Consider the following 22,250-nt stretch of genomic DNA (forward strand, 5'->3'; position numbering starts at 1 on the left):
TCTACGTCCTCTCGCCGTCGCCGCCGAGGCGGGCAAGCACGGCATCGGAACCCTGAAGGGCGAGGTCGGAGAGCAACGCCTCCTCCGCCGTTTCATCCGCCGCCAACAGGCTGCGCGCCTCCTTCGGCAGTTGGCGCAGGAGGTCGCTCACGGTCTCGCGCAGTTCCTCGCGAAAGGCATGGCTCTGCACCACATCCTCATGCATCAGCCGCGAAAGCTCGGTGACCGGCCCGGCATCGGCACTGCTGGCCGCCAGCGGCAGGGAAACGGCCAGTTCCACCGCCTCGATCCAGCAGTCGCCAAGCGAGGCGGCGAGGTTCTGCAATTCGCCGAGCAACAGATCCTCGTCGCGGCGCAGGCGCCAGGCAAGCGGCGTGGCGCCGGTCAGGATGAGCCGCGCAACGAGATGCGCGCCGGCGGCGGCCTCCCTCGCCCGCGCCAGAACGGTTTCGGCACGGTCAAGCATGCCGCGCCAGTCGTCGATGCCGGCAAGATCGAGCGTCAACCGCTCGAACATTGCGACGGCAACGCCATGCTCCTCGCAGGTGATCGTGCCATCCTCCGCGACGGTCGCGAGCGTCACGCCTTTCGCGCCGCCCTCGTTGATGTCGCGCCCTTGCGGATTGCCGGGCATGACGATCCACGGCTTTTCCAGATGCACCCGTCGCTGGTGGATATGGCCGAGCGCCCAGTAGTCGAAACCATGCGCGGCGAGGTCCGTAATGCTCGTGGGCGCATAGGGATCATGGCTGCTCGCACCGGCGAGGCTCGTGTGCATGAGGCCGATATTGACGGCGTCCGCCACCGGTCCGCGATAGGTCGGCAGCAGCGAGGTGGGCGCGTGCGGCTGGGCGAAGCTGACGCCGTGCATGTGAATTTCCCGACCGTTGCCGAGCGCACCCGCTTTCACCGGTTTGCCGCGTCCGTCGAAGACATGCACGTTCGCTGGGAAGGTCAGTTCGCGGGTGATCTGCGACTGCGCATCGTGGTTGCCGCGAATGAGAAAGACGCGGATGCCGGCCGTCTCCAGCCGGCGCATCTGCCCCATCAGGAAGAGCGCCGTCGCCATCGAGGTCTGCGAACCGTCATAGAGGTCGCCGGCGACGATGACGGCATCCACCGCTTGCGCAATGGCGAGGTCGACGATGCGTTCCAGCGCCTTGCGCGTCGCGCCGCGCACGAGATCGCCGAGCTCGGCATTGCGCAGGGCGAGCGAGGTGAGTGGCGAATCGAGATGCAGGTCTGCGGTGTGAATGAAGCGGAAAGGCATGGCCGGACAATCGCCTCAGCCCTCCCGCCGGTCAATGCTTGCAGCAACGTCGGCCGGGTTATGCAGGAAAGAAATCAATCCGCCCTGAAAAGGCCGGAGAAGGCATAGGAAAAACGCCCTTTGCCTGACCGTTCGCATTTACACGCATCGTTCAATATCTATGATCAAATTATCCGGAAAACTTCACAATCATTTGACATGGTCCCTCATAATACCTATATTTCCCCTCATGAGTAGCACGATAGAAATCTCCCAGGGCATGTTCAAACTCTACCATCAGGTCAGCCGCCTGGTGAATGAGTGCATGATGGACGAAGGTGTATCGCTCGCCCGCAGCAAGTTCCTGCTTCTTCTGGAATGTCAGGGCCCGCAGCGGTCGACGGATATTGCCTGTGCGCTTGGTTTCGCCCCTCGCACGGTGACGGAAGCGATCGATGGTCTCGAGCGTGACAAGCTGGTCAAGCGCGAGCCGGACCCGAAGGACCGTCGCGCCAAGATCGTCTCGATTACGGATACCGGCCGGACGGTGATCTCCGCCGCCCAGCAGCCGCAGCACAAAATGATCGAGGCCATCTTCAACGCCCTCACCGAGGAACAGAAGCAGCAGCTGAAGGACATCATCGGCTGTCTCAGCGAGAAGACCGACGCGCTGCAGCGGGAAAGAGACAAGGCGGAGGGCGGAGCCGAAGCGGCACCCGCTCGTTCCTTGCAAGCCGTCGGCTAAGCCCGCCGACCTCACGAATGACAAAAGGCCGGGATCTCGCGATCCCGGCCTTTTCATTTTGGCATTCCGCCAGGCACCGCGCCTCCCCCCAAGAGGAAGAGGCGCCGCGCTTTGGTATTACATCGCGTTCATCGGGCCGATGCCGAAGAACAGCGTCTCGCCGGACGAGTCGTCGACGCCGTCATTGTCGGTCACGATGAAGCCGTTGCCAGCAGCATCGACGGTGAAGCCTTCGACCTTGTCGACGACGAAGCCGTTGGTGGCACCCTTCAGCTCGGGAATGAGGTCACGGACCTCTTCCTTCTTGACGACCGGCAGGTCGCCGCCCAGCTTGGCCGGCTTCAGGTCGGCAAGCGCCACGCGGTAGAGCTTCTTCAGCTTGGCGGCCTGGCCGATCAGGTTGTCACGCTCGATGATGTAGGCGTAGTCGCCGCTCGCGGTGATTTCGGAAAGGCCGACCCAGCCGCTTTCGGTCTTTTCGAGCGGATAGCGCACAGCGCCCCATTCTTCCGACGACGGCTTGTAGGAGACGAGCTTCACAAAGCCCTTCTCGTCATCGCCCCATTCGCGCTGCACGGCCATCCAGAGAACCTGGTCATCGCCTTCGCCGACGCTGGTGATGCCTTCGAAGCCAAAGCGCTTCTCGCCGGCACGCAACTCGGCGGGAATGGCGATTTCCTTCTCGATCTCACCCTTCTTGTTCACGTGGATGATGGCGTGGCTGTAGAGCTTGTCGGCGTCGCCTTCATTGGCAAGCCAGAAGCCGCCCTCGCCGTCCGGCGTCAGGCCTTCGCTGTCGAGCTTCTGCGCGGCCGCACCGTTGCGCGTGATGCGCAGGGCATCGACGATCTTCGCCGGCTTCGCGGTAGCGTCGATCGTGAAGATCGTCGGCTGCGAGGCGTAGAAGGAATCGTTGACGGCATAGAGCATGCCCGGCTTGTCCTTGACCGGAGCAAGGCCCGAAAGCGCGCCGAAGCCGATCAGCTCGCCGTCCTTCTCGGTGGAGACGATCTGCGGATAGGCGGCTTCGCCTTCCGCGCGCTCGTAGATCATGACGTGCGAACGGGCGCCGCCATCTTTGACAAGATCGGTTTCGTTGGCGGTCACGAAGAGGTTGCGGCTCGGAATGGCGACGGCGCCTTCCGGACCGACGCCCGACGGCAGGAGCTGGAGAAGCTCAGGCTCGGCACCGGTATCCTTGTAGACGCCGACGATGGATGCACGCTCGGCAAGCACGAAGAACAGGTTGTCGTCGCCGAACTTGGCGGCTTCCAGGCCTTCCGGCTCGACGCCCTTCTTGTTGCGCTTGTCCGGGTAGTGGCCGATCTTGGCGATCTCGCGCTCGAAGCCGGCGCCGTTCTCGTACAGGACCTTGCCGGTCTTGTCGAAGATCGTGAAGCCGCGCGCGCCGCCCTTCCAGTCGCCTTCATTGGCCACGACGAAACGGTTGTCGTCCAGCCACTTCACGGCGTCCGGCTCGCGGGCGACGTCCTTCATCTCGCCGGTGAACTTCAGCGCACCGTCCTTCTTGGTGTCGATGCCTTCGAGGCTGACGCTGCCGGCCGAGAAGTGGCTCTTCACGTCGCCGGTCTTGCCGTTAATGATGACGATGTAATTGTTTTCCTGGAGCGTTAGCGCGATCTCGTCCTGGCCGTTGAAGGCGACGAATTCCGGCTCCGGATCGTCACCTGCGACGTCGGCAAGGCCGGTCAGCGTGACATGCTTGATCGAACCGCAATCGACGACGCCATCCTTGACGGACAGCAGAACCAGGTCACCGGCCGGCATCTGCGGGATGTCGCCGTCATTGACCTCTTCGTCGCGCTCGTTCTCGATGGCGATCGCGGCAATCGTCTTGTCCTTGTTGAGGGCAATCGAGTCCGGCTGGCCGCCGAGGTCGCAAGTCGTGTCGGTGGCCTTCGACGCCACGTCGACCTGGGCAAGGATGCCCGACGGCTTGACGAAGCTTTCGCGGGTGTTGATGGCGACGAGCGCCTTGCCACCGGCGAACGTTACCGATGTCGGCTCACCTTCGAAGGCGACGGTGCCGGCGGCCTTCGGGGCCTTCGCATCGGTGATGTCGATGAAGCCGATCGCCTTGTTCGGGCTGTCGGAATAGACCAGCGTGTTGCCATCCTCGGACGCAGCAATGATTTCCGACGAGGTGGGCGTTGCCTTGTCCTTGCCTTCCGGCAGGTTGTCGGCAACGGCGAAGGATGCAATGCGATTGAATACAGGTTCGGCGCTGGCGGCAGGAGCAACCGATGCGGCGAGAACCGCGGCCAGGGCAGCGGTGAGGGAACGGGTTTTCATGAAAGCCTCCGGGATCCGGTAAAAAGGAACCCGGCGGTTCTGAGGCTTTCGTGTTACAGGCCGATGACAATTCGGCGACACGCACAGGCCCTTGCCCGCAAATAAAAGGGGGCCCGGACGAACCGGACCCCGACCCTGAAATTCAGGATTGGCGGCGGAGTGGGTAACCGCCCTCCCCCACAGCATCACAGATGACACTGCAGGCTTTGAAAGCTGCACGCATCCTCAAGCCGAACGGGCCGAAGGACGGATGGCAGCAATAACGGATCAGCCGTTGACGGCGTCCTTCAGACCCTTGCCGGCCGAGAACTTCGGCACGTTGCGGGCCGGGATCTCGATCTCGGCGCCAGTCGAAAGGTTGCGGCCCTTCGAAGCTTCACGGCGCGATACGGAGAAATTGCCGAAACCGACGAGACGAACGTCGCCGCCGCTCTTGAGTTCGCCCTGGATCGTCTCGAAAATGGCGTCGACAGCAGATGCTGCGTCCGTCTTCGACAGGCCCGACTTCTCAGCGACCGAGGATACGAGTTCATTCTTGTTCATGTTTCCACCCCTTTCTTACGGTTTGAAACGACTCATACAAGTCGGGGGCAGAATACGCATCGGCTTTCGCCCCGCAAGAAAATTTCGTCGCAATCCCCTGAGAATCCGGGGTTTACACACGTTTTTCAACGAAAAAGACCGGCACGACGGCCGGTCTTTTCCAGTTTCACTCCAAAACGCCGAGTTGTTTAGCCGGCATTAAGGCTCAATGCGCGATCGCGCCGTTGGCATCTTCGGTCGATTCGACCGCCGGAACCTTGGCCGCTTCGGCGGTTCCGTCCCACTCGATCGGCTCGGGCCTGCGCACGAGCGCGTGCTTGATGACCTCGCCCATGCGCGAGACGGGGACGATCTCCATGCTGTTCTTCACGTTGTCCGGAATGTCCGCCAGGTCCTTGGCGTTTTCTTCCGGGATCAGCACCTTCTTGATGCCGCCGCGAAGCGCTGCAAGCAGCTTTTCCTTCAGGCCGCCGATCGGCAGCACCCGGCCGCGCAGCGTCACTTCACCGGTCATCGCCACATCCTTCGAGACCGGGATGCCGGTCATGATGGAGACGATGGCGGTCGCCATGGCGATACCAGCCGACGGGCCGTCCTTCGGCGTCGCACCTTCGGGAAGGTGGACGTGGATGTCCGTCTTGTCGAAGCGCGGCGGTTCGATGCCGAAATCGACGGCGCGCGAGCGGACATAGGAGGCCGCCGCGGAAATCGATTCCTTCATCACGTCCTTCAGGTTGCCGGTCACCGTCATGCGGCCCTTGCCACCCGGCAGGCTGACGCCTTCGATCGTCAGCAGCACGCCGCCGACTTCCGTCCAGGCAAGACCGGTGACGACACCGACCTGATCCTCGCCCTCGGCTTCGCCGTGGCGGTAGCGCGGAACGCCGAGGAAGTCGTGGATGTTCTCCGCCGTGACCTCGACCTTCTTCGACTTGCCCTTGATGATCTCGGTGACCGCCTTGCGGGCGACCTTCATCAATTCACGCTCGAGGTTACGCACGCCCGCCTCGCGGGTGTACTGCTGGACGACCGCCATCAGCGCGCCATCGGTGACCGAAAACTCCTTCGGCTGCAGCGCGTGGTCGCGGATCGCCTTCGGCAGCAGGTGCCGCTTGGCGATTTCCAGTTTTTCCTCTTCCGTGTAGCCGGCAATGCGGATCAATTCCATGCGGTCCATCAGGGGCGCCGGAATGTTCAGCGTGTTTGCCGTCGTCACGAACATGACGTTGGACAGGTCGTATTCGACTTCCAGGTAGTGATCCATGAAGGTCGAGTTCTGTTCCGGATCGAGCACCTCGAGCAGGGCCGACGACGGATCGCCGCGGAAATCCATGCCCATCTTGTCGATTTCGTCGAGCAGGAAGAGCGGGTTGGACTTCTTCGCCTTCTTCATCGACTGGATGACCTTGCCGGGCATCGAGCCGATATAGGTGCGGCGGTGACCGCGGATCTCGGCCTCATCGCGCACGCCGCCGAGCGCCATGCGGATATATTCGCGGCCGGTCGCCTTGGCGATCGACTTGGCGAGCGAGGTCTTGCCGACGCCCGGAGGACCGACGAGGCACAGGATCGGCCCCTTGATCTTGGTCGAGCGCGCCTGCACGGCGAGATATTCGACGATGCGCTCCTTGACCTTGTCGAGGCCGAAATGGTCCTCGTCGAGAATCTTTTCCGCAGCGTTGAGGTCGGTCTTGATCTTCGACTTCTTGCCCCACGGAATGCCGGTCAGCCAGTCGAGATAGTTGCGCACGACGGTGGCTTCCGCCGACATCGGGCTCATCTGGCGCAGCTTCTTCATCTCGGCATCCGCCTTCTCGCGGGCCTCCTTGGAGAGCTTGGCCTTGGCAATCTTCTCTTCCAGTTCGGCCATCTCGTCGCGGCCGTCCTCGCCGTCGCCGAGTTCCTTCTGGATCGCCTTCATCTGTTCGTTCAGGTAGTATTCGCGCTGGGTCTTTTCCATCTGGCGCTTGACGCGCGAGCGGATGCGCTTCTCGACCTGCAGAACCGAGATTTCGCCTTCCATGAAGCCGAGCGCCTTTTCAAGCCGCAGCTTGACGCTCGTCGTCTCGAGCATTTCCTGCTTCTCGACGATCTTGATGGACAGGTGCGAGGCGACGGTATCGGCGAGCTTCGAGTAGTCCTCGATCTGGCTTGCGGCACCGACGACTTCCGGCGAAATCTTCTTGTTGAGCTTCACATAGTTCTCGAACTCGGAGACGACGGAGCGCGACAGCGCCTCGATCTCGACCGGGTCCTCTTCAGGCTCGACCAGCACATGTGCCAGCGCCTCGTAGAACTCCTCGCGTTCGGTGTAGCCGTCGATCTCGGCACGCGCGCGGCCTTCGACCAGCACCTTGACGGTGCCGTCGGGCAGCTTCAGCAGCTGGAGAACATTGGCGACGGTGCCGATACGATAGATGGCGTCGGTTTCCGGGTCGTCGTCGGAAGCGTTGATCTGGGTTGCAAGCATGATCTGCTTGTCGGTGCCCATGACTTCCTCGAGCGCGCGGATCGACTTCTCGCGGCCAACGAACAGCGGAACGATCATGTGCGGGAACACCACGATGTCGCGCAGGGGCAGGACCGGGAAGGCCGTGGAATCGTGCGGCGCAGACGTCTTTTTGGTCATGTCATTTCCTTTCAAACGTCCCGTTTCCGGGAACCGGTCCTGTCGGCGCTAAAAGCGTAACGGGCCGGCGATCTTTTCCATCCACAAGTGGCGTGCGGTTAACACTTTTTCAAGCCCGGCAACGGAGTGCCCCACCCCGTGTCGGGCCAGACGAACCAACGGAAGGAAGTGTAGTCTTCCGCGCTGTTGCGGAACTTGCGGCCTTCCCCCGGCATGCCGCCGGAGCATACGCAAAACAGAATCGAAGTCTTCCATCTTCGCCCGTCACGCGTCGTTTCGCAACGTCTTACATACATGGCAGGATCGGCATCATGCCCTGCCCGCCCGCCAGCGGCCAGTCACGAAAGGTCGTGAGTTGACTGCAAACGAAAAGACCCGCCGGGGCGGGTCCTTCCTGAAGCGATAGGTGCGGCACGATCAGGCCGAGACGTTGGCCTTCTCGCCGGAACGCTCCGAATAGATGTAAAGCGGACGGGCAGAGCCCTTGACCACTTCATCCGAAATGACGACTTCGCGAACGCCTTCGAGCGTCGGAAGCTCGAACATCGTGTCGAGCAGGATTTTCTCCATGATCGAGCGCAGGCCGCGCGCGCCGGTCTTGCGGATGATGGCACGCTTGGCGATTTCGCGCAGCGCGTCCTCGTGGAAGGTCAGTTCCACGTCTTCCATCTCGAACAGGCGCTGGTACTGCTTGATCAGCGCGTTCTTCGGCTCGGACAGGATCTGGATCAGCGCGTCCTCGTCGAGGTCCTCGAGCGTCGCCAGAACCGGCAGACGGCCGATGAATTCCGGGATGAGGCCGAACTTCACCAGATCTTCCGGCTCCAGTTCGCGCAGCACTTCGCCGACGCGGCGATCTTCCGGCGAACGAACCTGTGCGCCGAAGCCGATCGAGGTCTTTTCGCCGCGCGCCGAGATGATCTTGTCGAGGCCGGCGAAGGCGCCGCCGCAGATGAACAGGATGTTCGTCGTGTCGACCTGCAGGAATTCCTGCTGCGGATGCTTGCGGCCACCCTGCGGCGGAACCGAGGCAACCGTGCCTTCCATGATCTTCAGCAGCGCCTGCTGCACGCCCTCGCCCGATACGTCACGGGTGATGGACGGGTTGTCGGACTTGCGCGAGATCTTGTCGACTTCGTCGATATAGACGATGCCGCGCTGCGCACGCTCGACATTGTAGTCGGCCGCCTGCAGCAGCTTCAGGATGATGTTTTCGACATCTTCGCCGACGTAACCGGCTTCGGTCAGCGTCGTGGCGTCGGCCATGGTGAAGGGCACGTCGATGATGCGGGCGAGGGTCTGGGCAAGATAGGTCTTGCCGCAGCCGGTCGGGCCGACCAACATGATGTTCGACTTTGCCAGTTCCACATCCGAACCCTTGGCGGAATGCGCCAGGCGCTTGTAGTGGTTGTGCACCGCGACCGACAGGATGCGCTTCGCCTGCTGCTGGCCGATGACATATTCGTCGAGGACTTTGATGATGTCCTGGGGCGTGGGAACGCCGTCGCGGGACTTGACCATCGAGGTCTTGTTCTCTTCGCGGATGATGTCCATGCACAATTCGACGCATTCATCGCAGATGAACACGGTCGGTCCGGCGATGAGTTTGCGGACTTCGTGCTGGCTCTTTCCGCAGAAAGAGCAATACAGGGTATTCTTGGAGTCGCCGCCGTTGCTGCCGCTGACCTTGCTCATATCACTTTCCTTCCAGCACGCCGCTCATCTCCCGGAAGATGGCCGGACCACTCAAACCGCCCTTACAGGTGGCGCTTGCGCGCCCTTCAAAGGCTCCAGGGGCACTGACCGGACCGGGATCAGGCCCGTCAACCGGTCGCAACGCATTCCCCGCTTAAACACCAAATGCTAGGCTGTCACAAATCAACATAGCATTAACGGCCAATATTACCGGCTTTATGGCGCTGATAAAGCCCCGCGATCATTACAAATCACACGATTGCGTTCATTCGCGCTTTAAGCCAAGATCAGCGCGCGCCTTGCGCGTCAACTTGGCCGCAACCAAACCGTGACTTTCTCTTAAATAGTCACACAAGGCCGCGTCGTCCACTGATTCGCCCGTTTGCCGCTGAATCCACTTCATGCCACGCGAGGCGAGATAGGGTGCCGGGCGGCATCCCGGCTGCTCGCGCAGAATATCGAACGCCAGCTCGGACACCTTGAAGGTGACCCCGAGCAGCTCGCCCTCGTTCCATCCGGCGACGGCGAAAACCTTGTCGCCGACCTTCCAGACATGCGCCCCGCCCCATTGCACGACATGCGACGTGGCAGGGAGCGAAGCGCAGAAGGCGTTGTATTCGTCGAGCGTCATGGCATCCCGTGGCGTGAACCGTTGCGTAGCATCGAACCGCGATGCTTACGCCCCTTCCACGCCCTCGATCGCCTCGCGACTCGTGATGACGCGGTCCACCAGACCCCAGTCCTTCGCCTCGTCCGCGCTCATGAAGTGGTCACGGTCGAGCGTCTGCTCGACTTCCTCATAGGTGCGGCCGCAATGCTTGACGTAAACCTCGTTCAGCTTGCGCTTCATTTTGAGGATGTCGCGGGCATGGCGCTCGATGTCCGATGCCTGACCCTGGAAACCGCCGGAGGGCTGGTGCACCATGATGCGGGCGTTCGGCGTGGCGAAGCGCATGTCCTTGTGGCCCGCGGCGAGCAGCAGAGAGCCCATCGATGCGGCCTGGCCGATGCACAGCGTCGACACGGCCGGCTTGATGAACTGCATCGTGTCGTAGATCGCCATGCCCGACGTCACGACGCCGCCCGGCGAGTTGATGTAAAGCGCGATTTCCTTCTTCGGGTTTTCGGCCTCGAGGAAAAGAAGCTGCGCGCAGACGAGTGTCGCGATGTGATCTTCGACGGGACCCGTCAGGAAGATGATACGTTCCTTGAGGAGACGCGAATAAATGTCGTAGGAACGCTCGCCGCGGTTGGTCTGCTCGACGACCATCGGCACCAGAGCCATGGCGGTATCTACGGGATTTCTCATATCAATCCTTCATCGGTGTGGCCCTGAACCCCTTCGCCAAGCGTTGGGAATCAGCAAGTTTCATCTTCCCTACATAGAGTGTCAGGGTAGCGGACTTCAAGACGGGGGCGCGTTTTGCAGCGCTCTATGCCAGAATGCGGTTAACCGGCGCGACGGGGAGCGATGATTTCCACAACCGAGCCGTCGGCAGGGTAAAGAAAGCGTGAATTCCACCCTCCCCCCTATCTGCCGTTTTCGAATGCTCACACTATATCTCCCCCATCGGAGGCAGCCATGACGAAACGAACTCTCGCAGCCCTCGGGCTTGTTTTCCTGACCGCGACGGGCGCTTCGGCCCAACAGGCCTCGGACACCGTCGCACCCGAGCGCGCCACCGGCCTCGCCGTCGCCAAGGTGGTGACGGCGAAGACGCATATGGTGGCGGCCGCCCATCCGCTCGCGGCGGCGGCCGGCGAAAAGATCCTTGCCGACGGCGGCAGCGCGATCGACGCCATGATTGCCGTCCAGACCGTGCTCGGCCTCGTCGAGCCGCAATCCTCCGGCCTCGGCGGCGGTGCGTTCCTCGTCTACTACGACGCCGGCACGAAACGCATCACCACGCTGGACGGCCGCGAGACCGCTCCGATGGAGGCGACACCGAAACTCTTCCTGGATGAGACGGGCCAGCCCCTCAAATTCTTCGACGCCGTCGTCGGCGGGCGCTCGGTCGGCACGCCCGGCACCGTCATGCTGATGCAGGAGGCGCACAACCGCTGGGGCCGCAAGGACTGGAAAAGTCTCTTCGCACCGGCGGAAACCCTCGCCCGCGACGGCTTTGCCGTCTCGCCGCGCCTTGCCACGCTGATCGCCACGGAAGGCGACAAGCTGAAGGCCTTCGAGGCGACGAGCACCTATTTCTTCGGCGCCGACGGCGCGCCGTTGAAAGCCGGCACCCTTCTCAAGAACCCCGCTTATGCCGAGACGCTGTCGACAATCGCGGCGGGCGGCGCGCCGGCGTTCTATACCGGACCGATTGCCGATGCGATCGTCGATACGGTGCGCATGTCCGGCAAGAATGCCGGCGTGCTCTCGCTCGCCGACCTCGCCAATTACCGCGTCGAGGAGCGGCGCCCGGTCTGCATCGATTATCGCGCACTCGAGGTCTGCGGCATGGGGCCGCCCTCCTCCGGTGCGGTCGCCATCGGCCAGATGCTCGGCATGCTGGAGAATTTCGACCTGAAGGCGCTCGGCAAGGACAATCCGGAAAGCTGGCGACTGATCGGCGACGCCCAGCGCCTGGCCTTCGCCGACCGTGAACGCTACCTTGCCGACACGGATTTCGTGCCCATCCCGGTCAAGGGGCTCCTCGATAAGACCTATCTCGGCGAGCGGGCCAAACTGCTCGACGGCGACAAGGCACTCGGCAACGACGCGGTGACATCAGGCAAACCGGAATGGGACCACGCCTTCAACTTCGGCCGCGGCGCGGCGATCGAACTGCCCTCCACCAGCCATTTCGTCATTGTCGATAAAGACGGCAATGTCGTCTCGATGACCACGACGATCGAAAACGGTTTTGGCTCACGGCTGATGACCGGCGGCTTCCTGCTCAACAACGAACTGACCGACTTCTCCTTCAAGACCCACGACGACGGCATGCCCGTCGCCAACCGCGTCGAGCCGGGAAAGCGCCCGCGCTCCTCCATGTCGCCGACGATCGTGATGAAGGATGGCAAGCCGCTGCTCGCCATTGGCTCACCCGGCGGCAGCCAGATCATCGGCTATGTCGCGCAAGCGCTGATCGCCCATATCGACTGGGGCATGGATGTCGGCGAGATCGTCGCCATGCCACACCTCATCAACCGTTTCGGACCCTACGATCTCGAAGCCGGTACCGGCGCCGAAAAGCTCGCAGAGCCGCTGAAGGCCCTCGGCTACGAGGTGAAGATGGGCGAGATGAATTCGGGCCTGCATGCCATCGCGCTTTCCGCGGACGGCCTGAAGGGCGCTGCCGATCCGCGGCGAGAGGGTGTCGCCGTCGGGAAATGACACGGCTGTTGAGCATGAGACCGCCGCGCTTTCATGGCGCGGCGAAATCCGCTAGGTCATCTCCATGACGACGACAGATTTCCCCTTCCTTTCCATCGATGCCGCCAGCCGCCGCGTCTCTCTCGACGGCCGCAATCCCGATTTCTACCGCGACCCGAACCCGGTCTATGCGGCGCTGCACGCGCACTGTCCCACCTTCTGGTGGGAAGAGCAGAAGATGTGGTATTTCACGGGGTATGACCATGTGAACGGCCTGCTGCGCGACCGCCGCTTCGGCCGGCAGATTCTGCATGTTGCGACGCGCGAGGAACTCGGCATGCCCGAGCCGCAGGCGCATCTTGCGCATTTCGACGCGGCGGAGGCGTGGTCGCTGCTGGAGCTGGAGCCGCCGGAGCACACGCGGCTGCGCACCCTCGTCAATCGCGCCTTCGTCTCGCGCATGATCGACCGGCTGACGCCGGAAATCACCGAGCTCTGCCACCAGGCGATCGACCGGTTCGAGAAGGACGGTCAGGTGGAGCTGCTGTCCGCCTTCGCCGATATCCTGCCGGTGACGATGATCGCCCGTATGATCGGCATTCCGGACGAGATGGGGCCGCAACTGCTAAAATGGTCGCATGCCTATGTACGCATGTACATGTTCGGCCGCACGAAAGAGGACGAACTGAACGCCGACAAGGCGGCGCAGGAATTTTCCGATTATGTGCGCAGCGTGATCGCCAAACGCCGGGCAGAACCGCGCGACGACCTGCTCTCGCACATGGTGCACACCGAGCACCGCGGCCAGCTCCTCACCGAGGATGAACTGATCTCGACGACCATCGTGCTGCTCAATGCCGGACACGAGGCGACGGTGCACCAGATCGGCAACGCCGTTCGCACCATCCTCGAAAACAAGGCCGATCCGGCTTTGCTCTTTGCCGACGAAAAAGCGACAGAACGCACCGTGGAGGAATGCCTGCGCATTTCCGCGCCGGTGCATATCTTCGATCGTTTTGCGCTGGAGGACGTCGAACTCGATGGCATCCAGTTCCGGCGCGGCGACAAGGTGGCGATGATCCTCGCCGCCGCCAATCTCGATCCGAAGAAGTTTTCCGATCCTCTCGCTTTCAAGCCGGATCGTAACGAAGGCGCCAACCTCTCCTTCGGTGCCGGCATCCATTTCTGCATCGGCGCGCCGCTCGCCCGGCTGGAGCTCAACATCGCCCTGCCGATCCTCTTCCAGCGCCTGCCGGGGCTGAAGATCGCGAAAAAGCCCGTGGTAAAGGATGTCTACCATTTCCACGGGCTCGAGGCGCTCGACCTGACCTGGTGAGGCTCAGGCGGCTGTGTAGCGCACGGCCGGCTTGTTGCGGGAAATGTTGGGGCCAAGAGAAAACCGCGTGGCTTCCAGCTTTTCCCAGTCGGCTTTTTCTGGCAGCGAAGGAATGGTGACGAGTTCCCCCTGATCGAGCCCCGCCAAGGCAGCATCGACGAGATCGTTGACATCCATGACATGGTTCTGGTCGAGGTTGTCGATCGAGCCCCCTGCCCGGTCAAAGATTTCGGTGCGCGTCAGGCCCGGCAACACGGCCTGGAGGCGTACGCCGGTGCCGTCCAGTTCACGGGCAAGGGACTGGGTAAAGGCGAGCACGAAGGCTTTCGTACCGCTATAGGCTCCGTTGAACAGCTCCGGGACGATGGCGACCGCCGAGGCGATGTTGACGATCGTGCCCTTGCCACGCGCAGCAAAGGCCTGCGCAGCCGCCACGGCAAGACGGTTTGCCGCCGTCACGTTGAGTGCGATCATCGTGTCGAGATAGTCGATGTCGTCGGCCAGCAGCGCCCCTTTCGGGCCGATACCCGCATTGTTGACGAGCAGGGTGATCGCAGCGTCCTCGCGGATGCGCTTTTCAACGATGCGGACATCGGCGGATGCCGAGAGATCGGCGCGCATGACGGCGACGGCGATGCCGTATTGCTCCTGCAGTTTACCCGCGAGTGCCGAAAGTCGTGCTTCGTCGCGGGCGACGAGCACGAGATCATAGCCGCGGCGGGCAAGCCGATCGGCATAGGTGGCGCCGATGCCGGCCGATGCGCCGGTGACGAGGGCGGTTCCAAGGTTTGCAGTGCGGGTCATGTCAGGTCTCCGATTTGAATTTAGTGGTATATGCCACTATATGGGCAAGACCCTTTTCGTCTTGCAAGTGGCGCGCATGATTTTTATCGAAGACTGAAAGCGAGGTGAGAGATGAGCGAAACCGACGGCGTCTGGCAACACTGCGCGAACAGCGCGATCCGCCGCGCCGCGCGGCAGCTTGGCCAACTTTATGACGATGTCATCGCGCCAAGCGGCCTCAAGGGCACGCAGTTTTCCCTGCTGTCGCAGATCGCCTTTTACGGCACGAACGGTACACCTTTGAAACCATTGGCAGAAGCGCTGGTAATGGACCTGTCGGCGCTCGGCCACACGCTGAAGCCGCTGACCCGCGACGGGTTGGTCGAACTCATTCCGGACGACACCGACAGACGTGTCCGGCGGGCACGGCTGACGGCGCTCGGCGTCAGGAAGCAGGAAGAGGCGCTGGCGCTCTGGCGCGAGGCGCAGGGCCGGTTCGATACGGTATTCGGTGCCGAACGCTCGGCCGAAATGCGCAGCCTGCTCGGATTCATTTCATCGCCCGATTTTGCAAAAGCCTTTCGGGCGACGAAACCGAAACCCGGGGCTTAAAGACGAATAACGTAATCCTTGCGAGTCGTTTCAACGACTTCCCAGCTTCCCTTGAAGCCGGGTCTCAGGATCAGGCGGTCGCCGGCCTTGAGGACAAAGACCTCGCCCTCGTCGGAAGTGACGATCGAGTGGCCTTCGAGGATGTGGAAATACTCCCACTCGTCGTACTGGATGCGCCATTTGCCGGGCGTCGATTGCCAGATGCCGGAATAGATGCCGCCCTCGGCCTCCTCGATGTTCCAGCTGGTAAAGACCGGATCACCGGAAATCAGCCGGTCTGCGGCCGGCTTGCCCACTTCGGGTTCGATGCCGGCGACGTCGAAAGGTTGCGCCTTGCTCATGCTGCGTCTGCTCCATCAAAAGGAAAAACGGGCGGCCGCGATAGGCCGCCCCGAAAGGATCAGGCCTTGGCCAGCGCCTGTTCGATATCGGCGATGATATCGGCGACGTCTTCGATGCCGATCGACAGCCGCACGACATCCGGGCCGGCACCGGCCGCCACCTGCTGCGCTTCGGTGAGCTGGCGATGGGTTGTGGAGGCCGGATGGATGACCAGCGAGCGCGTGTCGCCGATATTCGCCAGGTGCGACAGCATTTCCAGGCCTTCGACGAAGCGCTTGCCCGTTTCGTACCCGCCCTTCAGACCAAAGGTGAAGACGGCGCCCGCCCCCTTCGGCGAATAGCGCTGCTGCTGGGCATGGTTCGGGTCGTCTTCGAGGCCGGCATAGGTGACCCAGGAGATCTTGTCATGCGCCTTGAGCCACTTGGCGACGGCGAGCGCATTGTCGCAATGGCGCTGCATCCTGAGCGGCAGCGTCTCGATACCGGTCAAGATCTGGAAGGCATTGAAGGGCGAGATGGCAGGGCCGAAATCGCGCAGGCCAAGGACGCGGCAGGCGATGGCGAAGGCGAAATTGCCGAAGGTCGCATGCAGCACCATGCCGGCATATTCCGGCCGAGGCTCGGACAGTGCCGGGTATTTGCCGGACGCCGTCCAATCGAATGTGCCGCCATCGACGATGACGCCGCCCATGGAGTTGCCATGACCGCCCATGAACTTCGTCAGCGAATGCACGACGATATCGGCACCGTGCTCCAGCGGACGCACGAGATAGGGCGTCGCCATCGTGTTGTCGACGATGAGCGGCAGGCCATGGCGGTGCGCGACGTCAGCAATGCCGGCGATATCGACGAAGGTGCCGCCAGGATTGGCCAGGCTCTCGATGAAGATCGCCTTGGTCTTGTCGTCGATCTGGCTTTCGAAGGACGAAAGATCGCCGGTATCGGCCCAGCGCACCTGCCAGTCGAAGCTCTTGAAGGCATTACCGAACTGGTTGATCGAGCCGCCATAGAGCTGGCGGGCCGAGATGAAATTGTCGCCCGGGCGCATGATCGTGTGGAAGACGAGAAGCTGCGCGGCATGGCCGGAGGCGACGGCAAGTGCTGCCGTGCCGCCTTCCAGCGCCGCGACCCGCTCTTCGAGCACGGCCTGCGTCGGGTTCATGATGCGCGTATAGATATTGCCGAAGGCCTGCAGGCCGAACAGCGAGGCGGCATGATCCGTATCGTTGAAAACGAAGCTGGTGGTCTGATAGATCGGCGTGGCGCGCGCGCCGGTCGTCGGGTCCGGCTGCGCGCCGGCATGGATGGCGAGCGTGGAAAATCCGGGTTTGTTCTTCGTCATGAAATGGCCTCCCTGGCTAAAGTCGAGGCACTATTTCAGAGCGGTAAGAGCCGGTCAAAGAAAGATTTTCTGGAAAACCAAGGCAGCGACAATCCGCCTTGCGCACCGGAAAAATCTCACGCGACGAGGCGCGGATACTCGATGGCCGGGCAGCGATCCATCACCACCTTGACGCCGGCCGCTTCCGCCGTTGCGGCGGCCGCATCGTGGCGCACCGAGAGCTGTCCCCATATCGCCTTTGGCAGCGGGTTGAGCGCCAGCGCCTCCTCGACGACCGACGGCAGGGCGTCGGCCGCACGGAAAACGTCGATCATGTCGATCGGCTCGACGATATCGGCAAGGCGGGCGACGACGGGCTGGCCGAGGATTTCCTTGCCGGCCTGGCCGGGATTGACCGGAATGACGCGGTAACCCTTGCGCAGCAGGAAAGCCATGACGCGATGGCTGGGCCGCTCCGGGTTCGGCGATGCGCCGACGAGAGCGATGACCTTCGTAGAACGCAGGATGTCGGCGATATAGTAGTCCGGATAGGAATCGTGGTTCATGGTGCTTTCCCGTTTCTCCGGGGAGAATTGGGGCAACGCAACTTGAAGTCAATGTTTGACGGCCGTCAGGATGCCTTGAGCATCAAGACCGGATATTCCGTCACCGGGCAGCGATCCATGACGACCTGAAGGCCGGCGGCTTCCGCGCGGGCGGCAGCGGCATCGTCACGCACGGTGAACTGGCCCCAGAGCACGGACGGCAGGGGGCGAAGGGCGAGAACCTCGTCGACCACCGCATCCAGCTGGTTCGCAGCCCGGAAAACATCGACCATGTCGATCGGTTCGGGGATATCGGCGAGATGGGCATAGACGGTCTGGCCGAGGATGGTTTTGCCGGCATGGCCCGGATTGACCGGAATGACGTGGTAGCCCTTGCCGAGCAGGAACCCCATCACGCCGTGGCTCGGTCGCCCGTCGTTCGGCGATGCGCCGAGCATGGCGATCGTGTGAACCGATTTCAGGATGTGGCGGATGTAGCTGTCGGCATAGTGATCGTGGTTCATCGCTGCCTCCTCCGGCGTTCGCGACCGTCTCTCACTCGTCTGCAAGTCGCATTCTAGCGCAAAATCTTAAAGAAGACGACCGTGTTTGAACGTGCTGCCCCGGAGAACCTGTTCCGTTTCGGATCAGTCATCACGGAATTTGCCGCGCACATCACGAAATTTGCTGGAAATCCCGATTGCAAAACCCAGCCTTTGGGCAGATGAAGGGCGCTTCCTCCGCCCGTGCCTTCCCCCTCGAGGTTCCAGATTGCCGCTAGACGTTCTCTTTCTCGTGCTGTTCGGCGCGGCCTTGCATGCGACCTGGAATGCGCTCGTCAAATCCGGCACAGACAAGTCGCTCGATGCCGCGATGGTCTCGCTTGGCGGCGGCATGGTGGGCCTCGCCTTCCTTGCCTTCGTGCCCCTGCCCCATCCGGATTCCTGGCCGTTCATCCTGACGTCGGCCGTCCTCCAGTTCGCCTATTTCCAGCTCGTCGCCGCGGCCTATCGGGCCGGCGACATCGGTCTCGTCTATCCGCTGATGCGCGGTGCCGCACCGTTGCTGGTCGCCACCACGAGCGGTTTCATTCTTGGTGAACATCTCACGCCCACCGCGATGGCCGGCGTCCTGGTCATCTCCGCCGGCGTGCTGACGCTGGCCTTCGAATCCCGGCACGGCAGCCGGCGCGCCATCGTCTACGCGCTGGCGAACGCCGCCGTCATCGCCACCTATACCTTCGTGGACGGCGCGGGCGCGCGCGTCTCCGGCAACGCCGTGTCCTATACGCTGTGGATGTCACTGCTGCCGCCCGTCCTGCTTTTCGGCTGGGCAATCCTTCGGCGCGGCAGCCGCCCGGTCTGGAACCATGTCCGTCACAACTGGGCACGTGGCCTGTTCGGCGGCGCCGGTTCCATCGCCTCCTATGGCCTCGCGCTCTGGGCGATGACAAAGGCGCCCGTCGCGACCGTCGCGGCGCTGCGCGAAACCGCCATCCTCTTCGCCCTCCTCATCTCGGTCTTCATTCTCAAGGAGAAGGCCAGCATCTGGCGCTACATCGCCGGTGCGGTGATTGCGGCGGGCGTGCTGGTGCTGAAGCTGGCGTGAGCGTCACGCCGCGGTCTGCGCAGGCAGGACCTCACGTATGATCTTTTCACCGCTTTCGCGCTGGGCAACCGCTAGATCGTAAGCACCCTGCAATCCAAGCCAGAATTGCGGATCGTTTCCGAAGTAGCGCCCCAAACGAAGTGCGGTGTCCGCTGAAATTCCACGTTTTCCATTCAGGACTTCCGACACTCGCCCGGAATTGATCCGCAGCGCAAGCGCAAGCGCATTGCCACTCATTTGCCGCGCCTCCAGTTCTTCCTTCAAGATCGAACCGGGATGAACTTCAAACATCCGTCTTCTCCTTCAATGATAGTCGACGATCTCGACGTCGTAGGCATCGCCGTTCTCGAACAGAAAACAGAGGCGCCACGGGCCGTTGATCGTCATTGCCCATTGGCCTTTGCGGTTGCCGCTCAATTTGTGAAGGCCGATCGAACGCAGCGGCGAAATGTCATCCAGACTTCGTGCCGCATTGAGAACATTCAGACGCGCCATCGCCTTGGCGGCGTCAAGTCCGGAAAATCTGGATTTTCCCGTTTCCAAGAACTGTCGCGTTGCCGTATCCGCAATGGACTTGATCATCGGGTGAGCATACTCCGCTTCCCGGAGTACATCCAGCGGAAAACCTCACGGCTTTTTCCACTCCGGCATGCGCTTGTCGAGAAAGGCGCCGATGCCCTCCTGCGCGTCGTCGGCGAACATGTTGTCCACCATGGTGGCGACGGCGACGTCGTAGGCATCCGCCAGCGGCAGACCGGCCTGGGCGCGCATCGCGGCCTTGCCGATGCGCAACGCCTGCGGCGACTTCGAGGCGATGACGGCGGCGTATTTGTCGACGACCTGGCGGAGATATTGCTGCGGCACGATACGATTGACGAGGCCGAAATCCTTCGCGGTCGAGGCGTCGATGGTCTCGCCGGTGAGCAGCATCTCCATCGCCTGCTTGGGATGGGCGGCGCGGGTGACGGCAACCATCGGCGTCGAGCAGAACAGGCCGATATTGACGCCCGGCGTGCAAAAGGTCGAGGTATCGGTGCAGATGGCGAGGTCGCAGCTGGCGACGAGCTGGCAGCCGGCCGCGGTCGCAAGGCCGTCGATCTCCGCCACGACGGGCTGCGGCAGTGCGGCGATTTTCAGCATGAGGTCCGCCGCCATGCGCATGGTTTTCTCGAAGAAGGCGCGGCCGCCATCCGCGTCGCTGCGGCGTGCGGTCATCTCCTTGAGGTCGTGGCCGGCGGAAAAGACCTTTCCCGTCGAGGCAAGCACGACGATGCGAATGGCCTCGTCGGCGGCCACGGCGTCCAGCGCATCAGCCAGCGCCTCCATGACGGCAATGGAGAGGGCGTTGGCGGGCGGGTTGTTGAGCGTTATCCGCAGGATCGGCTCGTAGCGTTCGACCCGCAACAGCCCCGCCGGCTCCTCTTTCCTGAACGACACCACATCCGCCATGACCGGCCTCCTTCATTGCTTTCGTCCCACGGTCCTACGCTTGGCCACAGGCGGTTTCAAGCCAGGCAGCATAGACTTTGAGGGGGCTTGCCGCCGCCGCCAAATCGGTCTGTAAACGCTGGCGACAGGAGATGAGATATTATGGACCTGAAACCGATCATGGACGCGCAAGCGCTCAATCGCTTCCTTGAAACCGATTTTCCGCAAACTCACACCGACGGCAAGGTCTTCGACGTCACGATGGTCAGCCCCGGCATGGTCGTCATGCAGCTTGTTCCAAACGAGCGCCACCTGCGTCCCGGCGGCACGGTTTCCGGCCCCACGCTGTTCGCGCTTGCCGATGTGGCGGCCTATTGCGTGGTACTCGCCCATATCGGCCCGGTGGCGCTGGCCGTCACCACCAATCTCAATATCAATTTCCTGCGCAAGCCGAAGCCTGGCCCCCTCTCCTGCACGTGCCGGCTTCTGAAGCTCGGCAAGCGGCTGGCGGTGATAGACGCGTCTATTTTCGATGAAGACGGCGGCAATCTGGTGGCCCACGCCACCGCGACCTATTCAATTCCGCCGCGATAATATGTGGTATTAAAATACCACTTTCGTAACGCATTGTTTTTGCTAATCTATCTTTAGCACCAACCAAGCGGCATCCCTTGACGCCCAATCGGCTCTCGCTTATAAGCCGCTCCAGATCGCGGTCCTCAGGGGCCGCGTTCGATTTTTGGTATCCGCAAGGGGCCAAACCAAGCAACAAGAAGCGCCCAGGGCCGCAAGGCTTCGGGACCCTAAAGAAAGAGTTACTCCCATGGCAACCTTCGTACAGAAGCCCGCCGAGGTAGAGAAGCAGTGGATCCTCATCGACGCCGAAGGCCTCGTTGTCGGTCGCCTCGCTACCCTCATTGCAAACCGCCTGCGCGGCAAGCACAAGGCAACCTTCACGCCCCACGTCGACGACGGTGACAACATCATCGTTATCAACGCCGACAAGGTCGTCTTCACCGGCAAGAAGTACTCCGACAAGACGTACTACTGGCACACCGGTTACCCGGGTGGCATCAAGGAGCGTACGGCTCGCCAGATCATCGAAGGCCGCTTCCCGGAGCGCGTTCTCGAGAAGGCTGTTGAGCGCATGGTTCCGCGCGGCCCGCTCGGCCGTCGCCAGATGAAGAACCTGCGCGTCTACGCCGGCGCCAACCACCCGCATGAAGCCCAGCAGCCCGTCACCCTCGACGTCGCCAAGCTGAACAGCAAGAACACAAGGAGCGCCTGATAATGGCCGACCTCTCCTCGCTCAAGGACCTCGGCGTCGCTGCCGCAGCTCCCGCTGCCTCCGCCCCGGTTCACGTCAAGAAGGTTGACGCCCAGGGCCGTTCCTACGCCACCGGCAAGCGCAAGGACGCCGTTGCCCGCGTGTGGGTCAAGCCGGGTTCCGGCAAGATCACCGTCAACGGCAAGTCGTTCGAAGCTTACTTCGCCCGTCCGGTTCTGCAGATGATCCTGCAGCAGCCGATCATCGCGGCTGCCCGTGATGGCCAGTTCGACATCGACGCCACCGTCGCTGGCGGCGGTCTGTCCGGCCAGGCCGGTGCCGTTCGTCACGGCATCTCCAAGGCACTGACCTACTTCGAGCCGGGCCTGCGCTCGGTCCTCAAGAAGGGCGGCTTCCTGACCCGCGATTCGCGCGTCGTCGAACGCAAGAAGTACGGCCGTGCAAAGGCACGCCGTTCGTTCCAGTTCTCCAAGCGTTAATCGCTCGGAAGACTTGTT

Annotated in this window: 23 protein-coding genes; 8 read left to right on the top strand and 15 right to left on the bottom strand. The window is 62.3% G+C overall.

Annotated elements, in window-relative coordinates; translation table 11 throughout:
• Position 1 precedes the first annotated feature (1 nt).
• Complete coding sequence (locus tag GR138_RS16600) at positions 2 to 1,270, bottom strand: metallophosphoesterase family protein (protein WP_160860370.1); 1,269 nt, start codon at positions 1,268 to 1,270, stop codon at positions 2 to 4.
• Positions 1,271 to 1,499: 229 nt separating this feature from the next.
• On the opposite strand from GR138_RS16600, the gene GR138_RS16605 reads away from it, so the two are divergent.
• Positions 1,500 to 1,994 (top strand): MarR family transcriptional regulator, encoded by a 495-nt coding sequence (locus tag GR138_RS16605; RefSeq protein WP_160860371.1) that lies wholly within the window; start codon positions 1,500 to 1,502, stop codon positions 1,992 to 1,994.
• 117 nt (positions 1,995 to 2,111) lie between these two features.
• Here the strand turns inward: GR138_RS16605 and GR138_RS16610 are convergent, their stop codons facing one another.
• The 6 genes from GR138_RS16610 to clpP form a co-directional block, all read right to left on the bottom strand.
• Positions 2,112 to 4,307, bottom strand: a complete 2,196-nt coding sequence (locus GR138_RS16610) for an esterase-like activity of phytase family protein (protein ID WP_160860372.1) — start codon at positions 4,305 to 4,307, stop codon at positions 2,112 to 2,114.
• A 267-nt stretch (positions 4,308 to 4,574) separates the two neighbouring features.
• A complete protein-coding gene (hupB, locus tag GR138_RS16615) occupies positions 4,575 to 4,850 on the bottom strand; it encodes a DNA-binding protein HupB (RefSeq protein ID WP_160860373.1) in 276 nt (91 codons plus the stop codon).
• Positions 4,851 to 5,055: 205 nt separating this feature from the next.
• Positions 5,056 to 7,479, bottom strand: coding sequence for an endopeptidase La (gene lon / locus GR138_RS16620; protein ID WP_160860374.1), 2,424 nt, complete (start codon positions 7,477 to 7,479; stop codon positions 5,056 to 5,058).
• A gap of 417 nt (positions 7,480 to 7,896) precedes the next feature.
• On the bottom strand, positions 7,897 to 9,174 hold the full coding sequence (gene clpX, locus GR138_RS16625) for an ATP-dependent Clp protease ATP-binding subunit ClpX (RefSeq protein ID WP_160860375.1): 1,278 nt from the start codon (positions 9,172 to 9,174) through the stop codon (positions 7,897 to 7,899).
• Between the two features lie 265 nt (positions 9,175 to 9,439).
• Positions 9,440 to 9,805: an MmcQ/YjbR family DNA-binding protein gene (locus GR138_RS16630; RefSeq protein ID WP_160860376.1), complete on the bottom strand. Its 366-nt coding sequence runs from the start codon at positions 9,803 to 9,805 to the stop codon at positions 9,440 to 9,442.
• Positions 9,806 to 9,850: 45 nt separating this feature from the next.
• Positions 9,851 to 10,483, bottom strand: coding sequence for an ATP-dependent Clp endopeptidase proteolytic subunit ClpP (gene clpP, locus GR138_RS16635; RefSeq protein WP_160860377.1), 633 nt, complete (start codon positions 10,481 to 10,483; stop codon positions 9,851 to 9,853).
• A gap of 273 nt (positions 10,484 to 10,756) precedes the next feature.
• On the opposite strand from clpP, the gene ggt reads away from it, so the two are divergent.
• Positions 10,757 to 12,511 carry a gamma-glutamyltransferase gene (gene ggt, locus GR138_RS16640; RefSeq protein WP_160860378.1) on the top strand — a complete coding sequence of 585 codons (1,755 nt, stop codon included), beginning with the start codon at positions 10,757 to 10,759 and terminating at the stop codon, positions 12,509 to 12,511.
• Between the two features lie 64 nt (positions 12,512 to 12,575).
• Positions 12,576 to 13,826 (top strand): cytochrome P450, encoded by a 1,251-nt coding sequence (locus GR138_RS16645; protein WP_160860379.1) that lies wholly within the window; start codon positions 12,576 to 12,578, stop codon positions 13,824 to 13,826.
• 3 nt (positions 13,827 to 13,829) lie between these two features.
• Here GR138_RS16645 and GR138_RS16650 read toward each other — a convergent pair whose 3' ends face one another.
• Complete coding sequence (locus GR138_RS16650; RefSeq protein WP_160860380.1) at positions 13,830 to 14,630, bottom strand: SDR family NAD(P)-dependent oxidoreductase; 801 nt, start codon at positions 14,628 to 14,630, stop codon at positions 13,830 to 13,832.
• 111 nt (positions 14,631 to 14,741) lie between these two features.
• Here GR138_RS16650 and GR138_RS16655 point away from each other — a divergent pair, with 111 nt between their 5' ends.
• Positions 14,742 to 15,221, top strand: coding sequence for a MarR family winged helix-turn-helix transcriptional regulator (locus GR138_RS16655; protein ID WP_160860381.1), 480 nt, complete (start codon positions 14,742 to 14,744; stop codon positions 15,219 to 15,221).
• On the opposite strand, the gene GR138_RS16660 is transcribed toward GR138_RS16655, so the two are convergent.
• The 4 genes from GR138_RS16660 to GR138_RS16675 all read right to left on the bottom strand — a co-directional run bounded on the left by GR138_RS16660 (position 15,218) and on the right by GR138_RS16675 (position 17,953).
• Positions 15,218 to 15,562, bottom strand: a complete 345-nt coding sequence (locus GR138_RS16660; RefSeq protein WP_160860382.1) for a cupin domain-containing protein — start codon at positions 15,560 to 15,562, stop codon at positions 15,218 to 15,220. The genes GR138_RS16655 and GR138_RS16660 overlap by 4 nt on opposite strands.
• A gap of 59 nt (positions 15,563 to 15,621) precedes the next feature.
• The gene (locus GR138_RS16665; RefSeq protein ID WP_160860383.1) at positions 15,622 to 16,905 is read right to left on the bottom strand and encodes an O-acetylhomoserine aminocarboxypropyltransferase; all 1,284 of its coding nucleotides are present in this window, start codon (positions 16,903 to 16,905) and stop codon (positions 15,622 to 15,624) included.
• A 116-nt stretch (positions 16,906 to 17,021) separates the two neighbouring features.
• Positions 17,022 to 17,450: a CoA-binding protein gene (locus GR138_RS16670; RefSeq protein WP_160860384.1), complete on the bottom strand. Its 429-nt coding sequence runs from the start codon at positions 17,448 to 17,450 to the stop codon at positions 17,022 to 17,024.
• Between the two features lie 65 nt (positions 17,451 to 17,515).
• Positions 17,516 to 17,953, bottom strand: coding sequence for a CoA-binding protein (locus tag GR138_RS16675; RefSeq protein ID WP_160860385.1), 438 nt, complete (start codon positions 17,951 to 17,953; stop codon positions 17,516 to 17,518).
• A 247-nt stretch (positions 17,954 to 18,200) separates the two neighbouring features.
• Here GR138_RS16675 and GR138_RS16680 point away from each other — a divergent pair, with 247 nt between their 5' ends.
• Complete coding sequence (locus GR138_RS16680) at positions 18,201 to 19,037, top strand: EamA family transporter (RefSeq protein WP_160860386.1); 837 nt, start codon at positions 18,201 to 18,203, stop codon at positions 19,035 to 19,037.
• 3 nt (positions 19,038 to 19,040) lie between these two features.
• On the opposite strand, the gene GR138_RS16685 is transcribed toward GR138_RS16680, so the two are convergent.
• From GR138_RS16685 to GR138_RS16695, 3 genes are read right to left on the bottom strand one after another with little or no spacing between them, the layout of a single operon-like run.
• Positions 19,041 to 19,328 (bottom strand): HigA family addiction module antitoxin, encoded by a 288-nt coding sequence (locus tag GR138_RS16685; RefSeq protein ID WP_160860387.1) that lies wholly within the window; start codon positions 19,326 to 19,328, stop codon positions 19,041 to 19,043.
• Between the two features lie 12 nt (positions 19,329 to 19,340).
• A complete protein-coding gene (locus GR138_RS16690; protein ID WP_160860388.1) occupies positions 19,341 to 19,619 on the bottom strand; it encodes a type II toxin-antitoxin system RelE/ParE family toxin in 279 nt (92 codons plus the stop codon).
• Between the two features lie 45 nt (positions 19,620 to 19,664).
• Positions 19,665 to 20,486, bottom strand: coding sequence for an enoyl-CoA hydratase (locus tag GR138_RS16695; RefSeq protein WP_160860389.1), 822 nt, complete (start codon positions 20,484 to 20,486; stop codon positions 19,665 to 19,667).
• Between the two features lie 141 nt (positions 20,487 to 20,627).
• Here GR138_RS16695 and GR138_RS16700 point away from each other — a divergent pair, with 141 nt between their 5' ends.
• From GR138_RS16700 to rpsI, 3 genes are all read left to right on the top strand, one after another.
• Entirely contained in the window at positions 20,628 to 21,059 is a 432-nt protein-coding gene (locus GR138_RS16700; protein WP_160860390.1) for a PaaI family thioesterase, read from the top strand.
• A 229-nt stretch (positions 21,060 to 21,288) separates the two neighbouring features.
• Positions 21,289 to 21,753 (top strand): 50S ribosomal protein L13, encoded by a 465-nt coding sequence (gene rplM / locus GR138_RS16705; RefSeq protein ID WP_160860391.1) that lies wholly within the window; start codon positions 21,289 to 21,291, stop codon positions 21,751 to 21,753.
• A gap of 2 nt (positions 21,754 to 21,755) precedes the next feature.
• Positions 21,756 to 22,232 carry a 30S ribosomal protein S9 gene (gene rpsI / locus GR138_RS16710; RefSeq protein WP_160860392.1) on the top strand — a complete coding sequence of 159 codons (477 nt, stop codon included), beginning with the start codon at positions 21,756 to 21,758 and terminating at the stop codon, positions 22,230 to 22,232.
• The last annotated feature ends 18 nt before the right edge of the window (positions 22,233 to 22,250 follow it).

The organism is Shinella kummerowiae (genome assembly GCF_009827055.1).
GTDB lineage: Bacteria > Pseudomonadota > Alphaproteobacteria > Rhizobiales > Rhizobiaceae > Shinella > Shinella kummerowiae.